At 39.5% G+C, this 20,740-nt stretch carries 18 protein-coding genes; 11 read left to right on the top strand and 7 right to left on the bottom strand.

Annotated elements, in window-relative coordinates; translation table 11 throughout:
* Nucleotides 1-160: 160 nt before the first annotated feature.
* Nucleotides 161-1,111: a 23S rRNA pseudouridine(2604) synthase RluF gene (gene rluF, locus J8L86_RS06890; protein WP_065109482.1), complete on the top strand. Its 951-nt coding sequence runs from the start codon at nt 161-163 to the stop codon at nt 1,109-1,111.
* A 144-nt stretch (nt 1,112-1,255) separates the two neighbouring features.
* Here rluF and J8L86_RS06885 read toward each other — a convergent pair whose 3' ends face one another.
* The 5 genes from J8L86_RS06885 to J8L86_RS06865 form a co-directional block, all read right to left on the bottom strand.
* Nucleotides 1,256-2,428 carry a lipase family protein gene (locus J8L86_RS06885; protein WP_055024892.1) on the bottom strand — a complete coding sequence of 391 codons (1,173 nt, stop codon included), beginning with the start codon at nt 2,426-2,428 and terminating at the stop codon, nt 1,256-1,258.
* Nucleotides 2,429-2,470: 42 nt separating this feature from the next.
* On the bottom strand, nt 2,471-3,061 hold the full coding sequence (locus J8L86_RS06880; RefSeq protein WP_065109481.1) for a DUF6795 domain-containing protein: 591 nt from the start codon (nt 3,059-3,061) through the stop codon (nt 2,471-2,473).
* Between the two features lie 330 nt (nt 3,062-3,391).
* Nucleotides 3,392-4,417 (bottom strand): alpha/beta fold hydrolase, encoded by a 1,026-nt coding sequence (locus tag J8L86_RS06875; protein ID WP_247663250.1) that lies wholly within the window; start codon nt 4,415-4,417, stop codon nt 3,392-3,394.
* A gap of 603 nt (nt 4,418-5,020) precedes the next feature.
* Nucleotides 5,021-5,359: a hypothetical protein gene (locus J8L86_RS06870; protein WP_211029474.1), complete on the bottom strand. Its 339-nt coding sequence runs from the start codon at nt 5,357-5,359 to the stop codon at nt 5,021-5,023.
* The gene (locus J8L86_RS06865; protein WP_211029472.1) at nt 5,325-5,915 is read right to left on the bottom strand and encodes a hypothetical protein; all 591 of its coding nucleotides are present in this window, start codon (nt 5,913-5,915) and stop codon (nt 5,325-5,327) included. Before J8L86_RS06865 ends, J8L86_RS06870 begins: the two co-directional genes overlap by 35 nt.
* A 390-nt stretch (nt 5,916-6,305) precedes the next feature.
* Here J8L86_RS06865 and J8L86_RS06860 point away from each other — a divergent pair, with 390 nt between their 5' ends.
* A complete protein-coding gene (locus J8L86_RS06860; protein ID WP_211029470.1) occupies nt 6,306-8,168 on the top strand; it encodes a hypothetical protein in 1,863 nt (620 codons plus the stop codon).
* 55 nt (nt 8,169-8,223) lie between these two features.
* Entirely contained in the window at nt 8,224-9,681 is a 1,458-nt protein-coding gene (locus J8L86_RS06855; protein ID WP_211029468.1) for an OmpA family protein, read from the top strand.
* A gap of 77 nt (nt 9,682-9,758) precedes the next feature.
* Here J8L86_RS06855 and pyrC read toward each other — a convergent pair whose 3' ends face one another.
* Nucleotides 9,759-10,796, bottom strand: a complete 1,038-nt coding sequence (pyrC, locus tag J8L86_RS06850; RefSeq protein WP_065109479.1) for a dihydroorotase — start codon at nt 10,794-10,796, stop codon at nt 9,759-9,761.
* Nucleotides 10,797-11,160: 364 nt separating this feature from the next.
* Between pyrC and J8L86_RS06845 the strand changes: the two genes are divergently transcribed.
* Together J8L86_RS06845 and J8L86_RS06840 are read left to right on the top strand one after the other, a co-directional pair.
* A complete protein-coding gene (locus J8L86_RS06845) occupies nt 11,161-12,216 on the top strand; it encodes a PQQ-dependent sugar dehydrogenase (RefSeq protein WP_247663269.1) in 1,056 nt (351 codons plus the stop codon).
* Nucleotides 12,217-12,280: 64 nt separating this feature from the next.
* Nucleotides 12,281-13,459, top strand: a complete 1,179-nt coding sequence (locus J8L86_RS06840) for a BamA/TamA family outer membrane protein (protein WP_211029464.1) — start codon at nt 12,281-12,283, stop codon at nt 13,457-13,459.
* Nucleotides 13,460-13,493: 34 nt separating this feature from the next.
* Here J8L86_RS06840 and J8L86_RS06835 read toward each other — a convergent pair whose 3' ends face one another.
* Nucleotides 13,494-15,539 carry a hypothetical protein gene (locus J8L86_RS06835; RefSeq protein WP_211029462.1) on the bottom strand — a complete coding sequence of 682 codons (2,046 nt, stop codon included), beginning with the start codon at nt 15,537-15,539 and terminating at the stop codon, nt 13,494-13,496.
* A gap of 188 nt (nt 15,540-15,727) precedes the next feature.
* On the opposite strand from J8L86_RS06835, the gene J8L86_RS06830 reads away from it, so the two are divergent.
* From J8L86_RS06830 to J8L86_RS06805, 6 genes are all read left to right on the top strand, one after another.
* Nucleotides 15,728-16,846 (top strand): acyltransferase, encoded by a 1,119-nt coding sequence (locus J8L86_RS06830; RefSeq protein WP_247663249.1) that lies wholly within the window; start codon nt 15,728-15,730, stop codon nt 16,844-16,846.
* 124 nt (nt 16,847-16,970) lie between these two features.
* Nucleotides 16,971-17,921, top strand: a complete 951-nt coding sequence (locus J8L86_RS06825) for a DMT family transporter (RefSeq protein WP_211029460.1) — start codon at nt 16,971-16,973, stop codon at nt 17,919-17,921.
* A complete protein-coding gene (locus J8L86_RS06820; RefSeq protein ID WP_211029458.1) occupies nt 17,922-18,257 on the top strand; it encodes a 5-carboxymethyl-2-hydroxymuconate Delta-isomerase in 336 nt (111 codons plus the stop codon).
* Between the two features lie 35 nt (nt 18,258-18,292).
* Nucleotides 18,293-18,631 carry a hypothetical protein gene (locus J8L86_RS06815; RefSeq protein WP_211029456.1) on the top strand — a complete coding sequence of 113 codons (339 nt, stop codon included), beginning with the start codon at nt 18,293-18,295 and terminating at the stop codon, nt 18,629-18,631.
* A 439-nt stretch (nt 18,632-19,070) separates the two neighbouring features.
* Entirely contained in the window at nt 19,071-19,997 is a 927-nt protein-coding gene (locus tag J8L86_RS06810) for a hypothetical protein (RefSeq protein WP_211029634.1), read from the top strand.
* Nucleotides 19,987-20,457, top strand: coding sequence for a hypothetical protein (locus J8L86_RS06805; RefSeq protein ID WP_211029454.1), 471 nt, complete (start codon nt 19,987-19,989; stop codon nt 20,455-20,457). Before J8L86_RS06810 ends, J8L86_RS06805 begins: the two co-directional genes overlap by 11 nt.
* Nucleotides 20,458-20,740 lie beyond the last annotated feature (283 nt).

The following is a 20,740-nucleotide window of genomic DNA, read 5'->3' as shown; positions in this document are numbered from 1 at the left end:
AACATCCTTTAATTGATTTCTATCCATAATCTTGGCTTTACTGGTTGCCAATCCCAATTAGTCAGTCAGTAAGCTTAGGCAAAATTGCCAAAAATTGATAAACTCTGCCTGTTAAACTTAACCTTTTTACAGCGTAATCTCTACTCACAGGAAAACCACAGTGACAGACTCAGCCATCCGCCTAAATAAATACATCAGTGAAAGTGGCATATGCTCAAGACGCGATGCCGATCGATTTATTGAGCAAGGTAATGTTTTTATCAATGGCAAACGAGCACAAGTGGGTGATCAAGTTTCATTTGGCGATAAGGTCAAAGTGAATGGCCAAGATATTGAGCCACGAGATGCTGAAGATTTAGTCTTTATCGCCCTAAATAAACCCGTTGGTATCGTCAGCACAACCGAAGGCACTGAACGCGACAACATCGTCGATTTTGTTAACCATTCAACGCGAATTTTCCCTATTGGACGTTTAGATAAAGACTCCCAAGGGTTAATTTTCCTGACTAACAACGGTGATTTAGTCAATAAAATTCTTCGTGCGGGTAATAATCACGATAAAGAATATGTCGTGACCGTGAATAAACCGATTACTGATGACTTTATCAAAGGAATGGGCGCAGGTGTGCCTATTCTTGGCGTTGTGACTAAAAAGTGTAAGGTCGAACAAGTCTCAACTTATGCCTTTAAGATAGTCCTAGTTCAAGGGTTAAACCGCCAGATCCGCCGTATGTGTGAATACTTTGGCTTTGAAGTAACTAAACTTGAGCGTCAACAAATTATGAACGTTAGCCTTAAAGGTTTACCGATTGGCGAATGGCGTGACTTAGATAAACAAGAATTAGATGTGCTATTTGATATGATCAAAGACTCATCATCAGAAGATAAAAAATCAGCCCCAAAAAAGAAGCCTAAGCCTAAACCCAAAACGCAATCACTGCGTGATAAAATCGAAGGCCCTGAACACTTTATGCAGCACAACCGCAGCAGCAAACATAAAGGCCAAGCAAAGGGCGGTGGTAAAGGACAAACTAAGGGACAAGCCAAAGGGAAAGGTAATGCTAAAGGTGGTAAAGGCAAACCAAGTGCAAGTCGTAAACCTAAACGCTAAGTAGTTTGTCATCATAAGAAACAAAAAAGCTTAGCACTTAATAGCATTTTTCTACTAAAAATCACAAAAAACACCGTTTAACATAAACATTAAACGGTGTTTTTATTTCTTATTTCTTAGTTAATAGTTCAACTAAGGTGAAAGTTACTTATATACCGACTTAATGGCCTGCCTCACACCTTCATACAAACGCTTAAGCATCTTATCGAAAATCATTCGAATAGTTGCATAAGTTAGATCGGTAACCACAGTAACCACAGAACCGGCAAAGGCGAGCATATGCCCTAACAGCCCTCTGACTTCCTCAGCTGCAGCACTAGCTGCTGATGCAATTTTTTCTAAGGTTTTTGCCACCAAATCATAGAAAGTTAGCCCTGCAGAAATTGTCGCTTGAGCTGCAACTGCAGCGTAATAACCCGTTTCTTTTAAGATAGTAATTAACGCAGCACTTAACCTATCACTCCAGTAGTCACTGTAACTTGCTTGGTTACGGTTTTCATATTTCAACTTTACAGGCTGTAAGTATTCATTAGCTTTAGTGCTTAAATGAGCCCAGCTTTCGGTATCTGCAGAGACAAGATACCCAGGCACTGCACCTTCATCCGGATCCATACCATGCGCACTAATTTTCAGGCCTTGGCTATTATCAAGTCGATATTCAAAACCTTTGTAAGGTGCATGAATAAATGGCCAAAGCGGTACCTTAGGAACCAAGTCTGCACCATGGGTACAACGGTGGATTTTATTTAATCGATTAGTGTTTTTGTTGGCAAAGCTTTGCTGACCCACTCTCGGCGCACCAAAAGTGTATAAGTTAACGTTCGATGAATAGTTGTTTAAAGCTGCCCAATCCGCCGTTAACGATGCTAAGGCACCACCTAAACTGTGCCCGACACAATGAACAGCTTTTCCAGGATTTGCCGTACGCCATTGGTCTAAAAAGGTTTTGAATTGAGGACGTAAAGAGTTAAATGCATTATTAAATCCTGCATGGACAATTTGCCCACCTTCACTCGATGTTAAGCCTATTTGAGCATTGGTAGACCAATCAGCAATAGAGTTAAACTGAGTACCTCGTATTGCGATAACAGCATCTCCTTGATACTGACCTTTACCCACTCCCATAGCAGCAAAACCGGAATGGCGATTCATTACAAATCCTCCCGTTTTCCCAATACCTTTAGCTTGAAAGTCATAATGATTATTAATGTAGGCATTTCCGAATTTAGTTCTACCGCCAAATTCAGATTGCATATCAATGAGTGAGTACGTCGCTTGCGATAATTCTGCCGCAAGTTTTGGAGATAAAATAGGCATTTAACAATCCTTGTAAATGTTTAATTTAACTAATTTAAGGGTTTAATACTTACCATGAATTTTACGTTTTTCTACTTCAATTTTTTCTAGTTCAGGCCAGCGACAAATGCTGTCAATTTCATATCTAACGACACCTTGCTCGTAGCTGTCGTTAATAACATGATGAACCATTTCTTCCTCTGTAAGCTCACAATTCAGCGAAGCCAGACGTTCTTGAAAATAGGGACTGTGTTTTATCCCTCTGGATTTTGTAGCCCATATATAAGGATCTTGATATTCCTCATAGCGATCGTCTTCAACACGAATAATTTGAGAGATAATATTGGTAGAAAATAAACCATTTGGATGCGTTGACTGAATGACAATCTCAGGAAAGCTAAACTCACCATTGCTGCCTGTCGTAGTGTAATCATAAACACCATCTTCCATGACATTGATATAGAGGTAGCCTCGACGTAATTTAAGGCCTTCTACAGGCTTACCGTGCAGTGTAATTCTTCCTGAAACTGAAGGAAAAACTTCAACATCGACTGCTTTTTTGAATATACCCAACACAGTTCCCTCCGAGTGACTGCTGACCACCAGCATCAGTAAACAGCTGACTAATGCCGCAAATACAGTGAATTTTTTCATGTATTTAATGTCCCTTGCAATGGCGTCATATTCTGATTCAAGGCGCTAATTATAAAGAATTTAAAATGTGGATTGTATTATCACAATTAACTATATAGGTATGAATTTACATATTAAAGGCAAGAGGCTTACCCTAATGAGTATTACGAATAGATGAATAAATAGGCTAGTTATATAAGGTAGGTTAACAGCTTAAAATGAATAATATCCCCCCATGACCATTTTCCAAAAAGCCAAGGTAAAACGGTACTTAAAACAGTAAAGCGAAAGCATCAATGATAAAACCTGTTTTTGCACGCTTGCCAACAGCGGCTCAACTTACAAACTGACTCATTTATTCAATAAAAACGTCATTGGAATTGCTAGTCGTTCAGCCCAGTCATCCTCAGTATGAGCCTTACCTTTAAAAAAGTGGCTTTGCCATAGCTCTTTATCATACTCAGCAGCCTCAAACAGTTTATCCACATCAGCTTGAAGCGGCGGATACATGGCATCAAGGGTTTGATCGCCATAATCAAAATACAATTTCACTTGAGGCTTAGTGGCAATCTGCTTAGCTAAATACTGATTAAACACCTGTGGTATCGGGTTATTTTCTGTAGCAAAAGAGCCTGGCCAATGAGTCGATAAACAAGCGGCACCACCAAATATATTCGGGTACTCTAACGCCGTATACCAAGAGATTAACCCTCCCATACTTGAGCCCATAATAAAGGTATTTTGCTTATCTGTTGCGACCTTGAAGTGAGTATCGATATAGGGTTTTAGTTCAGTAACGATAAACTCAGCATACTTATCAGAATACACCGCCTGCGCTAATAGCTTTTCAGTTTCATTGCGCTGGGTTTGATACAAACTGGTTTGGGTATCTTCACTTAACGACTCAAACGGCTTTTGCGGAAAATATTCGCTATGGCGAGACTGCTCTGCATTATGAATACCCACCACGATAAAAGGCTTAATATCTTTATTTTTATTAAGGTTTGCAGCGGTTTCATCCACTTCCCACGCTGTGCCATTCCACGACTGAGTGGCATCAAATAGCACCTTACCATCATGCATATATACCACGGAATAAGGAGCCCTAGCAGGGTAATCTTCAGGTAACCACACATCAATAGGGCGTGGTTTTATAAGGGTAAATTCAATGTGTTTTTCATCAAGACGTTGTAATGTCCCTTGGCTGACAGCAGGTAATGACTTTTGTGAAAATTCAGGTGCTGCACCAGTCTTAGATTCAATATTGACTGCCGCTGCGCTGTATGACAAAAAAGATAACATTACAGTCACTAACAGAGGCGTCGTCACCTTAATAAAAGACGTAGAACCATTATTCTTGTTTAGCTTAAAAGCCATATTGTTTTCCCTTACAACACGATTGATTACCCATAACAAACATAATTCAATTAAAAAAATAACACTAGCTAAATTAGCCATGCTTTAAGCTAGTTAGTAATGTCGTCCTAGTTTGAAGTGTCGTGTTACTGCCGCAGCCTAAGCCGAACATAACAGCGATAATACATCCCTACTCCATAAAGCCATAATGTGGTCGTACAATTACCTAATAACAAAAATGCATATCCCACCAACGTAGGTTCAATGACTGCACTGAAAAGAAAATCTATGATACCGCCGACATCTTGTAGAACTATCCGCTCTTCCGTCTGATTACAAATTTTATAACTCATAAATCCCTTTAATATTTTTTAGCCATTTAAAAATAAAGCCCTACTAATGAGTAGGGCTTTATTTTACTTGATTAAGGTTTTTGGGAAAAATACCAGCGATTATCTTCAAACAGCTCAAAACGGCACGAACTTCTTTTTATTTTCTCCATTATTCCTGCTTGGTATTCTATTTTTATTTTCTTAATTTTATGACCTTTGTACATTCTCTCTGTAAATCCATCTGCTATATCGAACACATCGTATTTAATTAATGTTTCACTACCAAAGCGTTTTAAATGTCCTTCGTACCATTTTTCTCTAACCTTTCTTCTCTACTACTTAATGACTTAGGCAGCAGGTGAAAAAATAATTCTGGGTCATTCTTTAAAAAACTATTCACCATATAATCTTGGCAAACAGCTTTTAAATTTTCGTCAGAGCCATCTTCAATTCCTGCAAAGCGCTCTAGGGCACTTGTTGAAAAACTCAAGCCTAGGCTTAACATCAAGCTCAAAAGCACACATCTTATTTTCATTACTATTCCTTTAGTTTTATCTTTAAAAATCCAATTATTTATATCGAGAAACTGAGGTTTATTAGTTGTTTTGCTGCGCCCTTCTGCGCTCCACATCTGCTTTAGTCATCCCCATAGCATCTGTCATGTAGCACATTTTAACCATCTGAAACATTTGCACTAACGAGCTGATTCGCCCCGCATGCATTTGCACGTTTAACATCGCCATAGTCGCGTCCATTTCATCATTATCGCCAACGGATGCAGCAACAGTACTCAAGGCTGAATTTGCCTCGTTAATCTCCGCTATCATGCGTTGATATTCGGTGACATTTTCAGGTACATAACAGGTGGATGTTTCGGGTAATTGACTTAAAAAAATCTGATATTCATCAACAAACTTATTGGCCTCAACCAAAGTTTGCTCACCGAGTTGTTGTAACTCTTGCACTTTACCGCTTTTAAACATATCAATGGCACTGGTCTGCGCCTCTGTCATTCGATTAAACTCTTCCATAAGCGCCAGCTGTTTATCGGTTATAACTTGGCTACGTTCCGTTATCGGTAATGTTTTAGCATCAAATGAGGCTATGGCGGCTTGGTTCCCTGCTAGGGATGCAAAACTTGTTGCTGTTAATGCAGCCAACAATAAAGTGCGTTTTATATATTTCATTCTAAAATCCATTTTAGTTTTCGGTTTTTGATAGATTAATCTTATGTTTGCAACACTATAAACAACCGATAAAGGCCATAGCACAACATGATTGATAACCCTAAAGCCAAGTAGTGCGGCATTACATTAATGGCTTACGCTCTTAGATTCCAATGCACACCTTCTAAACGAGCAAATAGCATACAAAGACAACGCCCATAAGTATTACCTCCAACTGGAAAACATCCTTTGTAATAATTGCTATCATTATTGATTTAGCCCAGAATCCTGTCTTTACATATTAAGGTTATATAGCAACCTGTTGGTTTAAATTAATAAATTAACAGTCGAATAGATAGTGAATAAATTGCCGCTAGCAAGGTGGTAAACATACGGATATGGAGTTTTAAAATGGATTTTAGTCAACAATGGCGGCCGTCATTAATTGCTGCTGCGCTTTCTATCGTGCTAATGGGTTGTGGCAGTTCAGATTCAGATAACCCAGAAGTAGATACACCTGAAATTACCCCGCCTGATACATCAACCCCAACCACACCTGACACTGGAACTCCTGCAACAGACTTTGATCACCAAATTGCTGGTGTTGCGGCCTATCAAGGTGCATTAGTTGGCGCAACCATTTGTGCTGACCTAAACATGAACCAAGCTTGTGACACTGATGAGCCTTCAGCAATGACTGATAGCGAAGGCGCATATCAAATTGATTGGCAGAGTGAAGTTGAAACGCCTGAATATTACCTTTTAGCCAATTGGACAGCTGCATCATCAACGAGTAATAAAAAACCTCAAGTAATGCAGCTTCGATTTAAAGGCGCAACTCAACCAAAACAATTAAATACTATAATCAATGCAGCAGGATTTGGTTCTTTAGTCGCCTCAAGCGAGTATGGTGGTGCGATTAACCTACTGACCAATATCAAGTTTAACCGAAAAGTTGAAATTCAAAAAAGTGAATTAGAAGAATCGCAGAAAACCGCACTACTCACTGAAGTTGATACACTACTAGCACGTTTATTTGCACTGCAACCTTCAAATTTATATCAGGTGACTCCAGCTAATTCAGTGTCAGATGATTTCATCATTACTGAAGCATTATATAATTATGTTGAACAAGTTCTCGCTGGACAAATACCTGCACTATTGGCATTAGAAAACGTACTTGATGTTAGTTTTGACGATTTAAAAGCTTTACTCGAAGACAGTGAATTTAGCCTAGAAGAGTTTATTGACTCAGATCCATTGGCTGCAAGAATTTTAATCAGTAATGCCGCTATTTCACTTGGTTACACTGAATCTCACATAGATCATCGTATTATGGGAGAGCACGATTGGGATATATTATTAGGTAATATCATTAGTGAAACAGGCTTTAAAAACACCTTCACTTTAAGCTCAAATGTTGGCATGTCTTCTTTCAGTTTACATAACAGTGCTGACACCAAACAGCTTTTTGGCTTTTTAGTTGATGATGTCGTCACTGCTTTTGAAATGAACATAACCAGCAACGATTATGAGTGGCCAACTCAATGCTGGAACACAATGTCAGAAAGTTGGATGACAGAAGACCAAACATCGCCTGATTTCACTAAGCCGACGCCGTACTTTGATGGCAATACTTATGTTACTTATTACGACAACACTCCAGTAGAAATTCATTTTATTAGTCAGAAATTATTAAAAACTGATGAAGAGTGGGATGCCATTATCAACTCTACACCTCAAGCACTAGCTTTAAATGACATCAGTTGGCCTGAAGTTAGCTATCGCATGGAAATGCAATTAACTGAAAATGTCATGTGTCGAGAAGTGGATAATTATGACATCATCAATTTACCTGAATACTCACAATTAGAGCAGATAAACACCTCTGATATTGTAGACTTATTCTTCGATTTTGATGACTCGCAATTAGTGATCACCAATGACGTTAATAACACTATTTCTGTTGAGGATGGTTTAGGTACCCCTTTAGAAGTTTATCATTGGGAGTTGTTAGATAGCCCAAATGGAATGCCGATGATTGAAATTACTACAGTGCCACTAGAACAGGCTAATGCAGGATTGATAGACCATCGCAACTACCTCATTGAAGATTTCCTAGATGGTAAAATTGCCACTCAATTCGATTTGTACAAAGCTACCATCGATGAATCAACCCAGCTGCCACTCATGCTCACCTACGATGAAGATACCTATGAATTTACAGATGTCTTATATCAACATTTATTGGGGTTAATAAGCACACAACCTTAAGCCTTTAAACCAAATGCCCGCTTCTTGCGGGCATTATTATCAATGGGCGAACAACATGTATTTACCCTCATTAATAAAAATTTGTATTATCAGTTTCTACACGGTCATGTTTTCGTTCTCATCCCACATATTGGCCAACACAAAAGTACCTTTATTTACCCCACCAGCAGAGATAAAAAAGACCTCTACATTGGTGCGAAACTACAGCCCATATTCGTTGATTAATCAAACTGAAAAATCAATAAAATCGATACCTATTGAAGGTCGATTGACTCGAATTAATTATCGCTTAGACCCCAAGTTCACATCGCACAACTTAATCAATAATTATCTTAATCAAATAAATTCATTAGGTGGCAAAGTCATTTTTAGTTGTCGAGACAACGCCTGTGGCAAAGCCTCTAAACTAGAAAACCTGCTAAAGCCAATTGATAACAACGGTAAGGACAACCCAGTCCTTGTTACTGCAAAAATCACTCTTGATAACCGTGAATTATTCACCTCGATTTATATTTCCAGCTGGAAAAAAGCGACCAATATTCAACTCGATACGATTGAAGTGATTGAGGAACCACTAGATATTATTGCTATTGATAAAGACTATCTACAAGCTGAAGTAAGTGAGATTACCGTAAAAGATAATAGTAACAAAGATAAAAGAGGCGCTAGTGACCATCCCATGTTAACGCGCATTCCTGGCGCTTATATTCAAGACTATAAGACCTTTCAATTTGGCCAAACCACTGTAGCTTCAGGCAAAGTAGGTAAGAAATTCACCACAGAAGTCATTGAAGGAAAAATTACCGATATTGCATATAAATTACCTCGTAGTTATTCAGAATACGAAGTCGATGCAAACTATCAAGCTGCACTGAAAAAACTTGGCTTTATCGAGACTTTTAGCTGTATTGCAAAAGCATGTGGAACCGATAGCAAGTTCCAAAGAAACTTCAATGCTCTCGCCACAAATGGCACCACAGAAAGCCAATTCTATCGTTTCTATTTACTGCAAAAACCAACAGGTAATGTATATGCGATGACATACGTGATTGGTTACATTAATGGCCTTTCGAGCGAATTAAGGATCATTGAAGAAAACACCTTAAACACTGACCGCTTAACTATTGATTTAGATGGATTGACTGACAAAATTGCCCAAAATGGCCATGTCGCGCTTGACGGTTTATTGTTTGAATTCGACAGCGATAAACTGATGCCTGAGGCAATGGATGTAGTAAAAGTAGTTGCTGAGTATCTTAAAAGCCATCCAAAACAACAATTCTATGTTGTAGGGCACACAGACGATCAAGGCGGGCAAAGTTATAATAAGGTGCTGTCAGAAAAACGCGCCAAAGCGGTTAGAAGTGCATTAATAAATGACTTTAATATTAAGCCAACTCAAGTTGAATCAACGGGTCTTGGAGAATATGCGCCAGTTGCTAGCAACATGAATAATGCTGGTAAAAAACAAAATCGTCGCGTCGAACTAGTGCTGCGATCCGACAGTAAATAATCGTTAATTCATAACATTGAAATACAGCCACAAAAAAGCCAGCATTAAGCTGGCTTTTATTGAATAAGCAACAGATCTTAAGCTGTTTTCACTTTCCAGTTAACCGTTTCACCCGCAAAGAATGGCACGATTGGGTTATCGTTCGGCAAGATGATTTGCTCTGGCACAGTCCAACTTTCTTTCACTAGTGTCACTGTACCAGTGTTACGCGGCAGGCCATAAAAATCAGCGCCGTGTAAGCTGGCAAAACCTTCTAATTTATCCAGCGCGCCTAAGTCATCAAACACTTGAGCGTATAGCTCTAGTGCACTCCATGCGCTGTAACAACCTGCACAACCACACGCTGATTCTTTGCGGTGCTTTTCATGTGGCGCAGAATCTGTACCTAAGAAGAACTTGCTTGAACCCGTTGCCACTGCAGCTTGCAATGCTTGCTGATGAATATTGCGCTTAAGCACTGGTAAGCAGAAGTTATGTGGGCGCACGCCGCCTACCAATAGGTCATTACGGTTTAACAATAAATGCTGTGGTGTAATCGTCGCAGCAATGTTGTTTGGTGCATCAGCCACAAACTCAGCCGCATCTTTAGTGGTGATGTGCTCGAATACCACTTTAAGGTTTGGCATCGCCGCAACAATGCGCGCCATGTAGCGATCGATAAATACCTTTTCGCGATCGAAAATATCAATGTGCGACTCAGTCACTTCACCATGAACCAGCAACAACATGCCTTGTTCAGCCATGACTTCAAAAATCGGAAATAACGCATCCAATGCTTTCACTGCTGCATCAGAGTTAGTCGTAGCACCAGCAGGATAAAGCTTTGCTGCAACCACACCTGCCGCTTTAGCATCGATGATGTCTTGGGCTGTGGTGTTATTGGTTAAAAACAATGTCATTAATGGCTCGAATGAACTGCCAGCAGGACGAGCCGCTAGAATACGCTCACGGTAAGCAGACACCATTGTCGCATCGGTTACTGGTGGCACTAGATTTGGCATCACAATCGCACGTTTAAATAAGCGAGCAGTCGCCGGAACCGTTTCTTCTAACATGTCTCCATCACGGAAATGTAAGTGCCAATCGTCAGGCGTAGTAATAGTGATTTGCGTCATTTAGGGTTCCTAAAAAGTCGATTGCGGATAATTGGGCGCTATTGTGCCTGAAAAGCGGTTTTCTTAATAGATGTAATCCTTAAACGCTGAGTTTTACAGAGACAAAAAAGCCCCCCTTATTTCACTTCCTTATCTAACGAGATCCGCTAATATAGAGTTTATTTTTCAATCATTTTATAACCATAGTCTTGATAATAACGCCACTAATATTGAACTGAATAAATTGAATTGAATAGTTTGGCTTAAATAGCTTGGATTGGATTGAATAGATTGAGTTGGCTTTTTCAGTACAGGGATGAATAACATGAACAATATATCCGTTTTGGTTAAATCACTAATATGCGGCTTAGGGCTTAACCTGGGCATGTCAGTTACAGCCTACGCCCTACCGTTAGAAAAAATTCAATTGCCTGATGGCTTTAGCATTGAACTCTATGCCGATAATGTTAAAAACGCCCGCCAAATGGCTTTAGGCGACAATGGCACCTTATTTGTGGGCAGTCGCCGCGCTGGTAATGTTTATGCGCTAATTGATAGCAATAAAGATAACCAAGCTGATCAGCAAATTATCCTTGCTAAAGACTTATTCTTACCATCAGGACTAGCCTTCCATGATGGTGACTTATATGTCGCCGAAGTCGATAAAATTTGGCGCTATAACGATATCGAAAACAGTTTACCCACTATCCCAAAGCCAGAACTTGTTTACGATAAATTGCCAAATAAAGCCCATCACGGCTGGAAGAACATCAAATTCGGCCCCGACGGTAAGCTTTATATCCCTATCGGCGCACCTTGTAATGTGTGTGATGATCCGCTGCCCTACTCATCAATTTTAAAACTCGATGTCGATACCAAACAAACCACCACTGTCGCCCAAGGCGTGCGTAACAGTGTCGGGTTTGATTTTCACCCCGAGACGGGTGAGCTATGGTTTACTGATAATGGCCGCGACATGATGGGTGATGACTTACCTGACGACGAGTTAAACCGAGTTAGTCAAGAAGGTCAGCATTTTGGTTTCCCTTACGTTCATAACGCTGATATTAAAGACCCTGAATTTTATGATGCAGAAAAAGCCAAACTCAATACACCGCCTGAACTCAACCTTGGCGCTCATGTGGCCGCATTAGGGATGGAATTTTATCTTGGAAAGCAGTTCCCTGCTGAGTATCAAGGCAGTATTTTTATTGCCCAGCACGGCTCTTGGAACCGCAGCAGTAAAGTAGGTTACCGTGTAATGCAGGTGGTGCTTGATGGTAACAAAGTTAAAGATTACCAGCCGTTTGCCACCGGCTGGCTGCAAGGCGAACAAAGTTGGGGGCGACCTGTTGCCGTGCTTACAATGCCTGATGGTGCATTATTGGTGTCAGATGATGCGGCCGATGCCATTTATCGTATCAGCTATCAACCAGGCTAATTATCCAAATACTTGAACCATAACACTGTTATGACTATCGTTGCGTTATAGGGAAATCACTACGATGAAATCGACGTTTCGCCTTGCTATTGCAAGTTCGCTGTTACTTGGACATACCGCATTAGCCAGCACCAGTTTTATTGACCCCATTGACGGCTATTTTGATGCTGGCGAATACCTTGCTGAAAATGCTTATGGTTTTCTTCCTGTACCTAGCATCATTACTGAACCCTCAGTTGGCACAGGGCTCTTACTTATGGGCATTTTCCTGCATGAAAGTCCTGAGCAAACCACCAAGCGTCAGCAAGTAGCCAAAGACTCGGTTGATGGCGGCGCCCAATTGCTAACCCCAGGTATTTCAGCAGCAGGCATTGGCGCGACTGATAATGGCTCAAAGTTCGGATTTTTAGGCCATAGAGAAACATGGCAACAAGATCATATTCGCTACCTTATCGGTGGCGGCTACGGTGATGTGAATATGAACTTTTACAGCCAATCAGACTTTGCTCAAGACATAGCCTTAGACTTGAATATGCAAGGCTATGGTCTCATGCAAAAACTGCAGTTTAGATTATTCGACAGCCCATTATTTTTAGGTGTCACTCAAAAATACGCCAAAGTGGATTTAGCAAGCAACAAAGAACTATCACTACTGCCGCCAGAGTTAGTTGACAGGCTCACCGACATACTTGACCCATCGCCAGCAGTTTCATCCCTTGGTGCCGTGTTGCAATACGACAGTCTTAATAACTTTTTTATGCCCACCAAAGGCTATGACTACACCATCGAATACGACTGGTTTAATACCGCAATAGGCAGCGACTATGACTACCAAACCATCAATGCCACTGGGATTAATTACTGGCCAATGACACAATCCGTCACCCTTGGGGTAAAACTGAACTACCAAACCATTAGCAGTGACACTCGCCTGCCCGTCTTTACTTACCCCTACATTGAAATGCGTGGCATCCCGCGAAACCGCTATCAAGGTGAAGCGGTATCAACAGGGGAAGTTGAACTGATGTGGCGGATTACGCCACGCTGGATGGTACTGTCGTTTGTGGGTAGCGGCCTTGCTGGCGACAGTAATAGTGATATGTGGGACAGCGACGAGCAAACCGCCTATGGCGCGGGTTTTCGTTACACCATCGCCCGTCGATATGGGCTGCATATGGGAATTGATGTAGCAAAAGGCCCTGAAGATACCGCATGGTATATCAATGTCGGTACGGGGTTTTAAAAGGTCGCCTTTTGCATATCAAACCTAATGATGATTAACGGTATTTATTCATTTCTGTACCCTCTGCAGGAATCAAACGCTTATCAGCATCAATCAGTGTTTGATACTCCTGTGGATAAAACCGTTTAAGTCTTTCAATTCTCGCAAAGTGACTAGGCTCAATGACTTCAACCATTTGGGCGACTTCGTTAATGTAAGTAAACAACTTACCCTCTTTATAACTTTTATCCAGCACCCTATCAAACAAGTCTCGGCCTAACCGAGTGAAATCTTCAGTAACCTCTAGACCTATTAACATTTTAAATACTTCTTCAGATTTTAACGATACAACCAATAAACTGTTTCCTTCATGGTCTTTTAAATTAAAATCGAAACCTCTGTCATAAAGGGCTTTCGCCTGCTCTATCGTCACCGAGTTAAAATAATAAAAATTATTTGGAGGAGTTGAACCCGTTCTAGCATTCCATATATCAATATAAACGTCTGTTTCTTGCAGAACGAGTAAAAACAGATAGTTAGTTTCATCTTGAGATAAACTATTGGCACTCACGAAATCTGCTGCCTCGGAATATTTTTCGCTTTTTAATAGAGTGATTAATTCAGTTTGTTTTCCATTTTCCCGTACACGATGTTGCCGATTCCACACTTGATAAAGAAAAGGATCAATTTGATGTAATTCTTCGGCAACATGCTTGGAGTTATTTTCAATTTCCTCGATCAACTCATGCATCTTTTGACTCGACTCAAACCCTTCTTTATTTGTTTCTTTATTTGTTTCCTTCCGAGTAATATCTGCACACTGTTCAGACTGCTGACTAATGACTTTCTTTACTTCACCATATTCAGCAAACGCTTTACTCAGTTCAATAGGTACATTCATTTCACCTTCAATTGAATCAACTTCTTGAAAGTTTAATTTCGACGTTAGCGTTTTGTCTAGATCTGTAAAATCAATATAAAATCGATTAACTCCAGAAGAATAAAACCCCTTACCGTCATCGGAATATTGTCCTTTTAACTTTTGCCCTGATTGGTTTAGGTACTCAATCATTTCGCTCTGTTTAGGCGTTATTTGCGAATTAGAATCTTCAGGTAAACGACTAAAAGCAAGATTTAAACCTGATGTATTTGCGCTATTGCTTGGCGTCACACCTCTAGTCGCAAGTAACCTCAATACTTCAGTATTAAACTGAGCGACTGCGATGTCGGCTATATTTTCATAACGTGCAAAGTCACCCTGCTCAAATGCAGGATAACCATCAATGTTGTCCGACTGTTCGATGATGACTTTGATGTATTCAATTGGAAGTTGACCATTAATAGCAGCTGCAAGTTCATGAACGGTGAAACGATATTCAGCAATCAAATCTTGATACTCTTCAGCACTAAATAACTGAGCGTGAGTAACGGAGAGAATGGAGGGTGAAACAATGGAACGGTCATCAAACCTAAGCGGCGACGCGACATAGGTATTAAAGTTCTTATCATTATCATGCAAACTGATTAACGCCTCGCGGCTAACACCTTTAATGTCTTTGGTATTGATGGGCATATATATACCAGTTGTGTCACCCATTGGCTCTAATGAATTTACTAATGTCGTAAGCGCCGCTTTATTCATTCCCAAATAGCTACCAAACCCTTTCCACTCTGCTACAAGACCAATTTTATTAGTATATTCTACTTTCTCTTTTGCGATTTTCACCTTCGCAAGGTGTATCAAGTCCTCATAAGATTCATAAGATGTTGTATACAAATACGAGTATTGCATTAAATCATCACGCGATGCTCCGCCTCGTAACTCAAGCGCTAAAGCATCAATGAGTATCTGATGAGAATCACTAATATGTGCACTGAAGTTCCCATAAAACCGTTTACATTGCCTAGGAGTAAGCTCTTTTTCTGTCTCGGTTAGCTTTATATTTACCGCAACATCAACAACTTCAGAACTTGACGAAATAGCAGGATTTTCGGAGCTTTGATTTTGCGATGGCTCAGGAATAATTGCATTTTCATTAGAGCGATAAAAATAATAAGAAACACTTAGAATTATAAATAATACGAGGAACCACTTTTTCATTTAACTTCATCCTTGAAAATAAGCCATTGCAAAGTATCAATAAAAACTGTTTAGTTATAGTTTTAAATTGATTAATTGCTAAATACCTTATGAATCATTTTCATTGATTCTTATCTTTGCCATTTAGTCCAAGCTAATATAGGTTACTTATAAACTTACTAATTAGCTCAATTTAAGGACAAATTGATTTGAATTACGACAGTAGATATTCTGAACTTGATTGGCTTAGAGTTATTTTGATTTTTGCAGTTTTTTTACACCACGTTTTGATGCCATTTAACGGTGATGATTGGCATATAATGAATACTGAATCGAGTAAGTTACTCGATGATACTATGGTGTATTTTGAGCAATTCAGATTACCCACTTTATTTTTCATCTCCGGTGCTGGCTGCGTTATTCTGTTATCCAAAATTTCCGTCAAACAATTTTTCAAAGATAAATTCACTAGATTATTCATCCCGTTGTTGGCGGGTTCGATTTTAATCATTCCTCCCCAAACCTATATTGAAAATATCAACGAACTTGATTCTTTTTGGCAAGCATACCCTGCATTGGCTTTAAAATTTGAACTAAATCACCTGTGGTTCATCGAATACCTTATTGTCTTCTCAGTCATCTCAATTCCAATCAACGCTATGTTTCAAAGTCGATTAGGGCAAGGCGTTATATCGATAATAGCTAACATGAGCCAACTTAAAATCGGGCTACTTTGTTTGGTTGTTATACTTATTTTTATCAAGATATTTTTCTCAATTTACCTCCCAAGTGATGGCCACAAAATCGAAAATTTATCTTCTTCTAGCTATTACTTTTTCTTCTTTGTCACTGGCATGCTATTTATTCGTAGCACCACTATTTGGCAAGCAATACGCGATCAAAGAAGGATTAACTTATTCGCTTTAGTCGTGTTTAGTGCCTTATTTTATGCTTACTATTTTTCACCTGACTTAAGTGAATATTTGTCATTAAATGTGCGTTGGGGGATATGGTGGCTAGTGTGCTGTTTAGTCGCATGGTCTGCTCTATTGTCCATGCTCGGTTATGCACAACATTATTTAACCGTTACTCCTAATTGGCTCAAAGAGAGTAATCAATTAATCTATCCGTTTTACATTCTCCACCAAACTGTCATTGTCGTGATTGGATATTTTGTTATTTCACTTGAAGCCTCTATCTCAATTAAAATAACCCTACTGTTTACAGCCTCATTCACCTTGACCAGTGCCATCTGTGCTTTGCTGATAAGACCCTTTAATGTCTTCAGAGCCTTGTTCGGGTTAAAGTTAATAAAATCGGCAACTTAACACTTATGCTTCAGCAGTAAGTAAACTTAGGTAAAGCTAATTTACTGCTGATAAAGCTAGCCTTATGTAGCTTAACAATGACATAGTTAACTTTCGTAAATTACACCTTGTTGAGTCTACGCCTATGAATACGACGATTAATACCTCAATGTCAGCTAAAGGCTGGGCAATGCTATTGTTACTATCAATCCTTTGGGGCGGTTCATTCTTCTTAATCGGGGTTGTTGTCAGCGATTTACCTCCTCTAACAATTGTGACTCTTCGAGTTGCAATAGCGGCAATCACGCTATGGATTTTTGCCTTATCCATTGGCTTAAAGCCGCCTAAAGATCTCAAGGTTTGGTTAGCGTTTTTAGGAATGGGACTGCTCAATAACGTTATCCCTTTTGCCCTTATCGTGTGGGGACAAACTCAAATAGCCTCGGGACTTGCATCAATCTTAAATGCTGCCACTCCCATATTTGCTGTAATCGTTGCAGGAGCATTACTGCCAGATGAACGGGTCACATCGCTCAAACTTACAGGTGTCACAGTGGGCTTTATTGGTGTGGTAATAATGATAGGCCTACCCGCTTTTAGCGGCGAAGTCAGTTTACTTGCTCAATTAGCCATTATCGCCGCGGCACTGTCTTATGCATTTGCAGGCGTTTATGGCCGCCGTTTTAACGCGTTAAAAATCAATCCTATTATTACCGCTGCAGGTCAAGTGACTGCATCAACATTAGTGTTAATTCCTATCACTTTATTCGTTGAAGGCCCTTTGGATATCAATACTGTCGCCTTTAGTACGTGGGCTGCAATGAGTGCCTTAGCAATACTGTGTACCGCTATCGCTTACATCTTGTATTTTAAAATTTTAGCCACAGCAGGCGCCACTAATGTGTTATTGGTAACCTTGTTAGTGCCAGTATCAGCTATTTTACTCGGGTCAGTGTTTTTAAACGAAACCTTAGCGCCAGTTCACTTTATTGGAATGGCATTAATTGCAGTAGGGCTATCGGCCATTGACGGTCGACTCTGGCGTAAGCTGCTGGCTAACGAAGACAGTAAAACCAACTCAACACAGGAGGGATAAATGCCCCATTGTATCGTCGAATATTCAGCTAATTTTAACGGCCAAGCTTTGGTCGATTTGGTACATCAAGGTGCACTGACATCTGAGTTATTTCAAGCACAAGGCAGTGACATAAAAGTCAGAGCAATACCCTACTCAGAGTTTAAAACGGGTAATGTTGATATCAGTTTTGTCCATGTAACGATGAGGATTTTATCGGGCAGAAATGACAAGCAAAAAACCATGTTAACTCAGCGGGTGTTAAACCAATTACAAACCTTGATTAAAGCGGATTGCTCTTTGTCAGTTGAAGTTGTGGATATTGAGCGAGAAACCTATTCTAAAGTGGTTGTTTAACTCCATTTTTGTCAGTGTCTCTAAGGAGTTGGTAAATGCCTCATGTAGAAATCAAATATTCAGATAACCTCACTTTCAACACACAAGATATCTTTGATGATGTAGAAGTGATCATTAATCAAAAAGACGCCAGTGCTGGCGTTTGTAAATCAAGAGCTTATCCTTGTTCTGAATATAAACATACCCATATTCTTATTACCATATCCTTGCTCACTAAACCTCACCGAGATGAGCAATTTACCTTGGAGTTAAGCGCAGAGCTTGAACAGGCAATTAAGCGCCATCTAAAGCAAAGTTTGTATTTTTCGTTAAATATCGAATATAGCAGTACGTATTACACGACGAATGTTTATCAAGTTGATGGGGATGGTTAAGCTTAACCTCACTTTAAATAAGATTTTGGTTCTTTACATAGATCAAAATAGTAAAAAGTGAAATGCGACTTCTTATCTCTTTTTACGATGAGCTACTCCTATTCTTACAAAATACTAAAAACGTATTTTCAACAGGGTATACTATATAAGCCTCCTTGTATAACCCGCTTAAGGGTATAGACTACTAATTCTTGGACAGGTGAAGTCCCTTCACTTCAAAATATAAAACTTTGCCTCTTCCGATTAAAAACAATTTTCATATAACAGCAAAGCTAAAAATTCTTAGATCCTTTTTATATATTGTCCTTTCATTTTTAATGCGTTACCAATTAATTTCACATTAAAAAAGTCGTTTTAGCCACTACACATCTTTGCAATACAAGCGTATATTATTAATCAATAACCAAGGGATGGTTAAATTACAATCAAAGGAATGATCATGGCTAATACTTTATTTCGCTCTCCTTTACATGAGCAAAAAGAACAAAACCTTAAAACCCGTCTAGAATTTTCCCTCAATACAAAAAAAATATTCAAAGCGCTTGATGCAGATCCCAATACTACAGGAGCTGGAGTAGTATTTATTGATAATGAGTTTACAGCTGTTACGTTACGACCTTTTGTTCCTATATGTCGTAAATACCCAATCAGGTTAATCCTGCGTGAACCACCAAAAGGCATTTCAGCCACTCACTACGCCAGTCAACTAAAAACTTCGCATAGAGAAAGTCAACTTACCAATGAATTAATAAATACAGGATTAAGTTGTGGAGCTGCCGTATTAAGTTGGGTTGTAATTTTTGGTTCTACAGCAGCTATTCCAATTACAGGAGGCGCAAGTTCAGCCATTACTTATTTAGGTTATGCTGCGGCCACAGCTTCAGGGCTCCAATGTTTAAATGGGGTGGCTAGATCTGCAATTGAAATCCACTCACCAGACAACTTAAATTGGTTAGATAACCAGCAGTGGTATAACTCAGCAAATACCGCTTTGGATGTTATTTCACTAGGTGGAGCAGCAGCTGCTGGTGCGACTACGATAAAAATGGTCAAAACCCTTAAACTTACAACGTCTAAGTCTTTAACAGAAATTTTAAAGGGATTAAGTAGAGCAGACAGAAAGCGATTAACAATGGAAATACAACGCATAAACCAACCAGGAATTAGTGCGCAAGTAATGAAAACTTTGACCAATTCAGGCAAGCTAACTAAACGGTATAGTAGCCAAGCTTTAGTTAATGCCGTTTCGCTTAACCTTAAAGATGCTATTGGAGCAAGCTTAAGTGTAACTGGTAGCTCACTGAATGGAACTATAAAGAACTTAGCTGTTGGTATATATGAGGAATTGGCTCCTGATGAACGGTAACTTTTTTGAAGAATATGATTTTTCTCTATGGATTTTTGTAGTCGGAATTGCAGTAATCATGCTATTGATGATTGGAGCTGGTATTGCGGCTGTTATATTAGTTTTTTCATTTGAAGATCAATTTGGAGACTTGTCTCCCCAAATATTTTGGGGGTTCCTTATACCCATTGAGGTCATTTTAAGCCTTAGTATCACCTTTACTAATATAATGATTACACGAGGGCATTCGGCAGCAGTTAAGGCTAATAAGGCAATTATATATATTACCTTGTCGTTTTTTTTCTTTGGCTTATTATTTTTTGTTCATGAATTTAAATGGTTTTTTCTTAGCTTTGTTACTTTACCTGTAACTGCATATTGGTTAATGAATTCAGTAAAATACAAAGCATTCCTAGCCTATTTTGAAGCCCTACATAGAGATCCGGAAGCTTTTAGGTTACAAATGGAAAAAGTTAAATGATTAATTAGCTTTTATTGAAACTTTTGATGGCCGTTCCTTCACACCTCGAAAGCTAGCTGGAATCTTAAATGCAGGATTTACCAAATGCATTGAAGAGCAAAATAGCTTTAAAACACCGCTGTTTCTAGTTACCCAAGAACCAACAAATGAACCTGCGGGCTCAATATCCCCCGTTGGAAGTGTCCGAATGCGTTGAGCTAATTTGCGTGATGGAGGCAGGACGCCGACATAGCCTCAGTTGAACCATGGATGGCGAATCTGAGGCGATAGCAAATTCGCTCTG

Origin of the sequence: Shewanella sp. MMG014 (assembly GCF_018100775.1) — a bacterium.
Classification (GTDB): Bacteria; Pseudomonadota; Gammaproteobacteria; order Enterobacterales; family Shewanellaceae; genus Shewanella; species Shewanella japonica.
This window is presented reverse-complemented; position numbering and strand designations above follow the sequence as displayed.

Bases quoted from the DNA above. Each gene is read 5' to 3' on its own strand.
- J8L86_RS06860 (WP_211029470.1), top strand. From the start codon at position 6,306: ATGGATTTTAGTCAACAATGGCGGCCGTCATTAATTGCTGCTGCGCTT.
- J8L86_RS06810 (WP_211029634.1), top strand. From the start codon at position 19,071: ATGGCTAATACTTTATTTCGCTCTCCTTTACATGAGCAAAAAGAACAA.
- J8L86_RS06845 (WP_247663269.1), top strand. From the start codon at position 11,161: ATGTCAGTTACAGCCTACGCCCTACCGTTAGAAAAAATTCAATTGCCT.
- J8L86_RS06825 (WP_211029460.1), top strand. From the start codon at position 16,971: ATGAATACGACGATTAATACCTCAATGTCAGCTAAAGGCTGGGCAATG.
- J8L86_RS06815 (WP_211029456.1), top strand. From the start codon at position 18,293: ATGCCTCATGTAGAAATCAAATATTCAGATAACCTCACTTTCAACACA.
- J8L86_RS06885 (WP_055024892.1), bottom strand. From the start codon at position 2,428: ATGCCTATTTTATCTCCAAAACTTGCGGCAGAATTATCGCAAGCGACG.
- J8L86_RS06870 (WP_211029474.1), bottom strand. From the start codon at position 5,359: ATGTGGAGCGCAGAAGGGCGCAGCAAAACAACTAATAAACCTCAGTTT.
- J8L86_RS06820 (WP_211029458.1), top strand. From the start codon at position 17,922: ATGCCCCATTGTATCGTCGAATATTCAGCTAATTTTAACGGCCAAGCT.
- J8L86_RS06835 (WP_211029462.1), bottom strand. From the start codon at position 15,539: ATGAAAAAGTGGTTCCTCGTATTATTTATAATTCTAAGTGTTTCTTAT.
- J8L86_RS06855 (WP_211029468.1), top strand. From the start codon at position 8,224: ATGTATTTACCCTCATTAATAAAAATTTGTATTATCAGTTTCTACACG.
- J8L86_RS06875 (WP_247663250.1), bottom strand. From the start codon at position 4,417: ATGGCTTTTAAGCTAAACAAGAATAATGGTTCTACGTCTTTTATTAAG.
- J8L86_RS06880 (WP_065109481.1), bottom strand. From the start codon at position 3,061: ATGAAAAAATTCACTGTATTTGCGGCATTAGTCAGCTGTTTACTGATG.
- J8L86_RS06805 (WP_211029454.1), top strand. From the start codon at position 19,987: ATGAACGGTAACTTTTTTGAAGAATATGATTTTTCTCTATGGATTTTT.
- J8L86_RS06865 (WP_211029472.1), bottom strand. From the start codon at position 5,915: ATGAAATATATAAAACGCACTTTATTGTTGGCTGCATTAACAGCAACA.
- J8L86_RS06840 (WP_211029464.1), top strand. From the start codon at position 12,281: ATGAAATCGACGTTTCGCCTTGCTATTGCAAGTTCGCTGTTACTTGGA.
- pyrC (WP_065109479.1), bottom strand. From the start codon at position 10,796: ATGACGCAAATCACTATTACTACGCCTGACGATTGGCACTTACATTTC.